Source organism: Arsenophonus sp. ENCA, assembly GCF_002287155.1.
In the GTDB taxonomy this organism is placed as follows: domain Bacteria; phylum Pseudomonadota; class Gammaproteobacteria; order Enterobacterales; family Enterobacteriaceae; genus Arsenophonus; species Arsenophonus nilaparvatae.
Genome location: NZ_NHNG01000578.1, coordinates 1 through 2,771 on the forward strand (window position 1 = coordinate 1; position 2,771 = coordinate 2,771).

At 38.9% G+C, this 2,771-nt stretch carries 6 protein-coding genes; 1 reads left to right on the plus strand and 5 read right to left on the minus strand.

Annotated elements, in window-relative coordinates; all coding sequences use genetic code 11:
• The 5 genes from CBG25_RS21500 to CBG25_RS15015 all read right to left on the minus strand — a co-directional run.
• A partial coding sequence (locus CBG25_RS21500) for a helix-turn-helix domain-containing protein (RefSeq protein WP_366212744.1) occupies positions 1–140 on the minus strand: 140 nt, incomplete at its 3' end.
• A 13-nt stretch (positions 141–153) separates the two neighbouring features.
• Positions 154–480, minus strand: coding sequence for a ProQ/FINO family protein (locus CBG25_RS15000; RefSeq protein WP_290607630.1), 327 nt, complete (start codon positions 478–480; stop codon positions 154–156).
• A 16-nt stretch (positions 481–496) separates the two neighbouring features.
• On the minus strand, positions 497–670 hold the full coding sequence (locus CBG25_RS15005) for a hypothetical protein (protein WP_290607632.1): 174 nt from the start codon (positions 668–670) through the stop codon (positions 497–499).
• A gap of 3 nt (positions 671–673) precedes the next feature.
• The gene (locus CBG25_RS15010; protein ID WP_290607634.1) at positions 674–1,615 is read right to left on the minus strand and encodes an Rpn family recombination-promoting nuclease/putative transposase; all 942 of its coding nucleotides are present in this window, start codon (positions 1,613–1,615) and stop codon (positions 674–676) included.
• 223 nt (positions 1,616–1,838) lie between these two features.
• Complete coding sequence (locus CBG25_RS15015) at positions 1,839–2,120, minus strand: 3'-5' exonuclease (RefSeq protein WP_290607636.1); 282 nt, start codon at positions 2,118–2,120, stop codon at positions 1,839–1,841.
• A gap of 454 nt (positions 2,121–2,574) precedes the next feature.
• Between CBG25_RS15015 and CBG25_RS15020 the strand changes: the two genes are divergently transcribed.
• A partial coding sequence (locus CBG25_RS15020; protein ID WP_290604058.1) for a hypothetical protein occupies positions 2,575–2,771 on the plus strand: 197 nt, incomplete at its 3' end.

The following is a 2,771-nucleotide window of genomic DNA, read 5'->3' on the forward strand; positions in this document are numbered from 1 at the left end:
TCAGTATTACGTTTGAGTTCCCTGCTGACAGTTGAACGAGAAAGCCCCAATTCTCTAGCAATAGTGGCCTGAGTAACACCGTCAATTATTCGTTTTTCGATATAAAAACGCTCATGTAAGTTCAAATGTTTTCCCTTCATACAACAGTATCTCTTATGGGGTCATTACAGTAATTTTATCTATGTATGACCAAGGATTTACTTTGTTGCATTTCGTTTGGGAATTGGCGAAAGCGCCTAACTGAATAAGTGCGCGATAATCAGCGTGATGACCAATACTCCCTAAACATGCTCTTAAACGCCTTCTGGCTATTGGGAAACCGTTTTCCTTCACCTCTTGCCACATATCTTGCTGGATACCAATTTTCATTGGGCACAACTTACCATCAGGAAAAAGATTAGGCCAAAAAGTGGTTATCTGTAAGGTGGCTTCTTCTAACAGCAATCGTTTTTTAGGTGGTTTAGGGATTTTAACCTTCACTACCTGTTTAGGTTTTTCAACCTTCTTCGGCTGAGGTTTTGCTACCTTTTGGGGTTTCGGTTTTTTTGCCTGTTTTTTTGGGCGCAGCATTCACCCATACTTTTTTACCGTAAACGGGGTTACTTGATGTCTGCTCTTCTTGTGAAGCCTTTCTTGGGCGATTGAGGCTTAATTTCTGGCGTTCTTTCATGGTTCAATCTTTAAACAGGTTGCTCATTTCGTCATCATTCAAGCCTGTGAATTTCATCACAGATTGTCTGTCCATACCACTTTCCAGCATTTGGCGCGCTATCTTCATCGATGCCTGTTTTTCGCCCTTTTGCATCCCATTTTGTTCACCAATTTGAATACCTTCTTGAATACCTTCAATTTTACCTTCTTGTCTTAATGCTTGAGCAATAGTCATAAGTGCTCCTTCGTGTTTTTCTGATTGTTTAGCTATCTCGGTAATAAATTCCATGGGTTTTTGAGCGTTACCTTCCTGGATGAGATAATTAAACAGGGTAATGACTTGATTATCGGTATAATAATTATACGACAACAGCGTGACAATTTCATTCATAAGCTCGGTCATATCACGTCGGCGAATGTGTTTTTGGATGAGGGTCAACAAAGCCATTCGCTTATGCTTCATAATTTCACCGTCATCAAGCGTTGTCACATCTGCTAACTTAAAGGGATTGGTGTAGATATTTTCTGCTAATTTTCTGTCACGAAAACAGTCAAACCAATGAGTGCTATAGGGATGAGGAGTTTGTTCACCTGAGTAAAACAGAATAGGGAAAACTAACGGTAATTCCTTGTGTCCAACGTCTAAATGCTTTTGCATCGCTGCCATGCTGTAGCGCATCAACCGCCATGCAATGAGCTTATCAGGCGAAGATTGTGCTTCAATCAAAACATAAATATATCCGCTACCTTTTTTTGTGCTGACGGAATAGAGAATATCACTCTGGTAATTTTTCATATCACTATCGATAAAAGAGCTAGATTCTACTTTCAGACTATCTAAGTCACACAATGCCTTAATCTCATCGGGTAGCCATATATCAAAAAAATCTTGGGCAGTTTCTTTCTCACTTAAAAACTGCTTGAATACACTATCGTGTGGGGTTGGGGTGAATTTTTTACTCATCCGATATCTTCAATGTTTGCTCGCGTCAGATTAAATTATGGCAAACAAACCCGCTATATTAAATACGCTATTTATTCATTACGTGTCCGGCATTATAATCCAGCCATACAAAACGCACCCTATCTTCTCAGGTGCGTTTATTTTTTGTTACTGGTTCTTTTATGGCTAATCACAGGAAAATGGCCCACAATCGATTACAGGCGATTTTAGAGGCATCCCTGAATCAGCTATGTGCCGTTTTTTCATTTTCAGCAACTTTAGCCAGAATATTAACCAATAATTTATTGATGATAAGTGTCTTCTTCGCTCGGGTTACCGAGACATACAGCAAATTGACTTCATCTCTAAAAGCTGCTTTGTCCATATCAGGGTCAAAAAGATTATTCGGAAAATCATTGTTAATTTCAACGATGTCCCACTCTAGACCCTTTGCTCTGTGAGCTGTGGTAACGGTAATACTGGCTTCATCTTCAGTGCTTACCGTTCGTTTACGTAAAACATCCACTTTTTTCGGTAACGGGGTTGAACGAAGCAGCTACGCTGCAAATCGATAGCCTGTAAGTACTGATATCCAAAAAACGCGCGGTATCGAATTATAAGAGGATCAAATTAAAAAGCGCTACCTTTGTGTGGGTTACCTATATCAATAAAATCCTGTACAGAGCATTATAGGTCGCTTAAAATCGATTTCTGATGCCTACCTCAAGCTAAAAATTCAATATCAGCCTCTCGAATCGATTTTTAGATGATAATGCTAATTTTTTGCTAAAAGCTAAACTGATTTATTTCTTTTCCTATGAAAACAGATTTCCAACCCCGACCGTTAAAATCGCTTTTTGAACGGAATAATGCCTGGGCGGAGATAATGCAAACCACAAAACTGAGAGAAACACGAGTTTCGCAGTCTCTAAAAAAGAAGTATAAATTTAAAAACAAGAAAAAATCAGGATGTTCATATTTTGTCCGGTTATCCATGCATTAAAGATATCTATAAAATATTCTTGCAAGTAAGCAGTGTAAGATACTCTAGTTTGGCGTTATCAGAAGTCAGCCCATCGCCTTTATCTCATGACACGGTTAGCCGATGGTTAAAAAGTAGATGTTTCCGCCCTAAAGACCTATGGCGATTAGTTGAACCTTCTATAGACAAAAAAAG